The organism is Bradyrhizobium genomosp. I (2014) (assembly GCF_000261685.1).
Lineage (GTDB): Bacteria > Pseudomonadota > Alphaproteobacteria > Rhizobiales > Xanthobacteraceae > Bradyrhizobium.
This window is the reverse complement of sequence record NZ_AJQE01000386.1, coordinates 1-5,112: the sequence shown is the minus strand read 5'-3', so window position 1 is coordinate 5,112 and position 5,112 is coordinate 1. Positions and strand designations below refer to the sequence as shown.

The 5,112-nt window shown below is 57.7% G+C and carries 7 protein-coding genes; 2 read left to right on the top strand and 5 right to left on the bottom strand.

The window, feature by feature from the left end; all coding sequences use genetic code 11:
- A partial coding sequence (locus IC50_RS42845) for a hypothetical protein (RefSeq protein ID WP_210161546.1) occupies positions 1-460 on the top strand: 460 nt, incomplete at its 5' end.
- Between the two features lie 124 nt (positions 461-584).
- Here IC50_RS42845 and IC50_RS33935 read toward each other — a convergent pair.
- Together IC50_RS33935 and IC50_RS33930 are read right to left on the bottom strand one after the other, a co-directional pair.
- Complete coding sequence (locus IC50_RS33935) at positions 585-971, bottom strand: ectoine synthase (protein WP_028154427.1); 387 nt, start codon at positions 969-971, stop codon at positions 585-587.
- A 732-nt stretch (positions 972-1,703) separates the two neighbouring features.
- On the bottom strand, positions 1,704-1,982 hold the full coding sequence (locus IC50_RS33930; RefSeq protein ID WP_011084900.1) for a hypothetical protein: 279 nt from the start codon (positions 1,980-1,982) through the stop codon (positions 1,704-1,706).
- A 396-nt stretch (positions 1,983-2,378) separates the two neighbouring features.
- On the opposite strand from IC50_RS33930, the gene IC50_RS33925 reads away from it, so the two are divergent.
- Positions 2,379-2,582, top strand: coding sequence for a hypothetical protein (locus IC50_RS33925; protein ID WP_014497760.1), 204 nt, complete (start codon positions 2,379-2,381; stop codon positions 2,580-2,582).
- Positions 2,583-2,925: 343 nt separating this feature from the next.
- On the opposite strand, the gene IC50_RS42155 is transcribed toward IC50_RS33925, so the two are convergent.
- The 3 genes from IC50_RS42155 to panC form a co-directional block, all read right to left on the bottom strand.
- Positions 2,926-3,126 (bottom strand): hypothetical protein, encoded by a 201-nt coding sequence (locus IC50_RS42155; RefSeq protein ID WP_014497761.1) that lies wholly within the window; start codon positions 3,124-3,126, stop codon positions 2,926-2,928.
- A 668-nt stretch (positions 3,127-3,794) separates the two neighbouring features.
- Positions 3,795-4,154, bottom strand: coding sequence for a hypothetical protein (locus tag IC50_RS33915; RefSeq protein ID WP_011084898.1), 360 nt, complete (start codon positions 4,152-4,154; stop codon positions 3,795-3,797).
- A gap of 12 nt (positions 4,155-4,166) precedes the next feature.
- Positions 4,167-5,018, bottom strand: coding sequence for a pantoate--beta-alanine ligase (gene panC / locus IC50_RS33910; RefSeq protein ID WP_011084897.1), 852 nt, complete (start codon positions 5,016-5,018; stop codon positions 4,167-4,169).
- Between the last annotated feature and the right edge of the window lie 94 nt (positions 5,019-5,112).

The following is a 5,112-nucleotide window of genomic DNA, read 5'->3' as shown; positions in this document are numbered from 1 at the left end:
TTGTTCAGACAACCGGGACCAGTTCACTTCCTTGATTCACGCAAATCGCTCACATCGGTTCGGATCTGTTTTCGGGCTTTGGCTGGCCTGCATTGATGTGACGAAACCCTTCGCCAAAGCGGATCACTCAATCTTCCGCCAACGTTCCGCACCACCAAATATGGTGGCGGCGGTATCGCAGCTGCTACTCAAGCGCGTCAGCGTTTCTGGTAAGCGTTCTCATCGAACGACTTCTCCTCTATGGCGCCCTTTAGACGATTACGCATGTATCGTGCCAAAGGTGAAATCGAGTGCAATCAATGCGATAGCCACAGCGGTGCTGTGTCAGCTGTCCAACAGCGTCGCCAGACATCGTACAACTAAGCGCGCTATCAATCGCACAAGACCCCGCCCGCCGGGTATTCCGGACAAGAAAAAAAGGGACCTGGAATGCCAAAGTAAATTTGTCAGCTCAACCTAACCGCATCGCGTGGGCATTTCGTAAAAAGTCCGCGCGTGCGGTACGAGCCAGTGCTGGATCGCTCGAGTAAATGTTTCTCGCAATTAGCGGCAGTTCATATTGGATTGGCGTTTCTTCGCATCGCTCAATATGTGGAGCCTGCCGGGTCGTCCAGCTTGTGGCGCTCGGTTCCGGTGAGGGGCGGGTTGAAGATGCTAACGAGGATCATGTCCTTGTCCGGTCCCCCGCGCAGGAGATGCTTGTCATGCTTGTCAAGCACATACATGTCGCCTCGGCGAATAGGAAAGACATTGCCGTCCATGTCCTCGACCTCGCCCTCTCCACCGATGCAGAAGCAGGCTTCGAGATGATTCCGGTATTGCAGAAGAGAAACGGTGTTAGCGCGCACGATGGTGTGGCAGATGCTAAAACCCATGCCGTCCTTATCCGTCAGAAGGCGGTGGCTCGTACCATTGCCCCAATCGACGAAGTGATCGGTTGCTTCAATGTCGTGCAGACTACGCACAATCATGGTGTTGCCCGATTCTGATTGATCCAAAAGCTGGAGGCCGTTGTTCTGCTCCGGAACGGCGTCTTCCCTGTCGCGCGGCCGACTGCGGTCTCCGTCGAAACAACCGACCGTCGGCCGCGGAGAACCTGGGCAGTAGTCCTACGGGATCGGCTACACGCAAAAGGCCTGCCATTTGCCCGACGGCGACTAGTAAAAATATCGGTACGAGGGTATTTCGCAGCCGATCGGCGCGTACCAACTTGATGTACCACGTCTCGGGCGGTACCGCCGCTTGCCTGTGTATTCACCAGAATGCTGCTGGAGATACTGCCGCCGACATAAACTGTCTCCACTCGCAGATTTGGCAAGTCGTTTCCTTCCTTGCTGTGCCTCTCGCCGCGAATACGGTTCCGCAGCGTTTCAGCCAGCAGAGCAAATCTCATGCCGTGGTCGCAGACCGATGAACGATGAAGTTGTGGCTGTCTCAGCTGGCTAGTGAGAACGATTTGGCTAGGCGTGTAGCCAATCTAACAAACTGCCGAGATATGGCCGAGTACAAACAAGTCCTGAGCGAGAACCGGTCGAACAGTGGTGCTTTTTAATCCGCTGGTGAAGAGGTCCCGGATTGAAGTCAGTGATGCTGCACGAAAGTGTTTGGCGATCGGACTCGACAAAGCCCGCCGCGATCAGAACCCGCAAATTAGGTACAGCCCGCGGTACAGAGCGGTTTTTGAGGATGCGCAGCTGGGAGGGTCAGCCGTGGGGTCCCACCGCGCCTCGGATCAGGCCGCCCGGAACGCGCGCGTCGTTCGCGGCTCCGCGACTAGTTTGCCGGCATGTCCGCCCCTTCCGGAGGCTAAACGCGAGCGGGAAGGTCTCGGCTGAAAGGAACTCCAGCGCGGTCTGCTCTTCGGTGAGGCGTTTTTCGATGAACTGACGTTCGACATCCGACAGGTTCGACTTCAGCAGGCGACGATAGCGGTGGATGTTTGTGCGGTGAGCACGAATGCGGGCCAAATATTCATCGAGCATCCTGGACGCTCCTGAGGTCGTCGCAATCTCTACGAAGAGATATTCAGGCGAGCATGTCGTCGATCAACGCGCCACCCGCCATCGCATCTCGGAAGCCGTTCGGCGGGCAGATAAGGACAATGGCAGTTCGTGACAACACTCCTTCCGCTAGCGTAGCATTTCCATCGCCACGACCCGCAGCGTTCTTGGCTCACCATACGCCGTCTTTCTGCTCGGCTAGTCGCTCAAACAGAGCTGGGCGCTTGGAAGGCGCAAGGAATAGTCGGTCACGCTCCCGGCGCCGGACGCTTGTCGCTAACAAGCTCGCCCGTCAGTATTCTCTTCCGAGGAGCTGAACATCGTTTGCCGATGTGCTATACGCATCTTCGTTGAGAACAGCTTTGTTTGAGAGTTTCGATGTCTCTTTCGATTGGACTGATTGTCGACGGCTATGTGAAACTAAACAACCGCAGCGCGCTGGAGAACCTTCTGGCGCATCGGCGGGAGTTGCTGCAGCAGTTGAACTGCGTTACCGGCATTGATCCGAAGCCAGCGATCGCTCAGGTCAGTCAAGACATCACAGTGATCGAAAGGGCACTTGCGGCGCTCACACAGGAGTAAACAGCAACGGCGCACCGGCTCGCGTGAGTTGACGGCGCTCCGGCGCCGAACACTGACTTCGCCCCCGTTTCCGGACGAAGGTTATTGGAGCGTCGCCTCACCGGCATCGTGGCGCGCAAGGGTGCGCGCCAAGGCTTGGATGCGGCGTCTGCTGTGCGAGCTGCTCTCTCGTTTCAAGGATCGGCCGGGCACCGAGCAGCGCGCCAACCGATTCACATCAGATAACGCCGCGTCTTGGGTGACGTTAGGCCACCATCGATTTGCGACCACGATACACTCTGCGAGCTGGATCTTCAGCACTGTGACTTGGAAATTCACCTCAATGACAAGCCATGTCCTAGATCTATCGCCACATCGTTGGTGCTCTGGAAAGAGCTTCCTGACCGATCTGTTTAAGCAGATCGGGGCGCGTCTCACCTCTGGTGGCGGCCTCCAGGATTCTGGAGGCAACGTAGGCGCGGACGCCGGCGTCATACGGTGGGACGCTCACGCAAACCTCATCCAGGATCGTGCGCAGAAGCGTGATCGTGCCAACGTCCAGCATTGAGAGATCTCCCTCATACCATCGGGGAAGATAATGGGCATTTGCTGGACCGCAACTCAAGTACATCGGAGCGCATGAGCCTCCGCGACTGCCGGTCGGCCGATTTCCAGCGCGGTGCAATGTCCAGCACCTCTGCGATCGCTGATCCATTGCGGCAGCTCGCTTGATCGGCCTGCGTTTGTCTTCTCGTCGGCCGTCTGGGCCTAGCAGACAAGCTTGCTAGAGCTCAGAGGCCAATGTGAGCTCCCTGCGATCATGCTCTGCGATGATGTACAGCATGCTCGGCCATCTATTGCGCGCCGGACTGACTGGGCGGCTGCCGCAGGCCAATGCTCGCACGGTGCTAGCTCGTTGCCGAGCCTCATCAGGTTCAATTGCGGCCAGAGGATTTGCCGTTTATCGCGCCTGCTGCGCTTCGGCATACCTGCCCCGATGGAGTTGGTAGAAATAGCTTGCCACTGCTCCGATGTCGTTTCACAAGACGGCACCTATCGGCTCCAAACCCGAGCGCCTGGCATCCTACACTGTAGAGGGACATCGCGACCAATTCTTGCGGTGAAGCATATCTTTGCGTCAAAAACCAGCGCCCGCCCGACGTCTGGCGACGAAATCGGGCCAGGATCCGGCGCCCGCGCTTCACTGCCCCCTTGACTCGCCCCTGGCCGCTCTTAGGGAGCTTCGGCTTTTTGCAGCTTGACGAGGTCGTCTGCGCCATCGTGAAGTAATTTCATGGTCATGGGCGCGTGGTTGTTGATCCATAATCGCACGTATTGGCAGCACACGATTTTGAGCGAATCTCCTTTGGCGATGCCCGCTTGCAGGCGGATGATCTCGGCAGCGTGGAGCGGCCCCGCCTCGCTCCACCCCGTCAGCGGCAGAGCCAATCTCCAACCGACATCATGAGCTCGAGCGTGGGGGAGTTGTTCAGCACGCAAAGGGCAGTTCCGGATCGTCTTCGAGAGTTCTTCCAGGATGTTGAGGATTTCAGGGCCAGCCCATCCGGTTCGACTGCTCCTGAGCGCAATCACTTGCGGATCTCGCTACGATGGCGACCAGGACAGGACTACATTGTCGATCAACCGCGTGGAGCCGACGTACGCTGCGACACAGAGCACCGCCGGATAGCGCAGAGGGCTGTCAGCAATCCTTAGAGTCCCAGGGTCGACAAGCTCAAGGTACTGTAGTCGATCGACCCTTTCCAAATGCCTTCTCGCAAGCGCAATCAGCGTTGCGGCGTCGCGTTCCCCTGAGGCAAACTCATGCGCTGCGGCGAACAAGCCACGGCTGATCGCCAAGCTCCGATCACGTTCTTCCGGGCAGAGATAACGGTTGCGACTGCTCATTGCCAGCCCATCTGGCTCCCGCACGGTTGGCACAGTGACAATCTCGATCGGAAGATTCAGATCAACCGTCATGCGGCGTATTACCGCGCATTGCTGAAAATCCTTCTGTCCAAAGTACGCGACGTCCGGCTGCACCATGTTGAATAGCTTGCAGACGACGGTCGCTACACCACGAAAATGTCCAGGCCTGAAAGCTCCGCAGAGCGGCTTTGCGAGTTCGCCCGGCTCGACAAAGCTCTCAAATTGAGCCGGATAGATCTCCTCTGCACTTGGCGCGAAGATGATGGAGACCCCGGCACTGCCGCATAACGCTTCATCGCGCGCGAAGTCGCGGGGGTACCTGCTGAGATCCTCATTTGGGCCGAACTGAGTGGGGTTGACGAAGATGCTAACGACAGTGACGTCGCAGTGTTCCCGGCTGGCCGAGATCAAGGCCAGGTGGCCGTCGTGCAAGTATCCCATCGTCGGAACGAATCCGATGCGCTTTTCGGCATTGCGAACGTCTGCAAGGGCGCGACGCAGCTCAGCCACCTTCGTAATTACTTTCATTTCTTACCTTGAGGTTGAACTGGAGGGCACCCAGTTGGCGACGGCATGCCGAAGCTGATCAGGAAGCCGATAGCACTCCTCTGAGCCCGGGAAC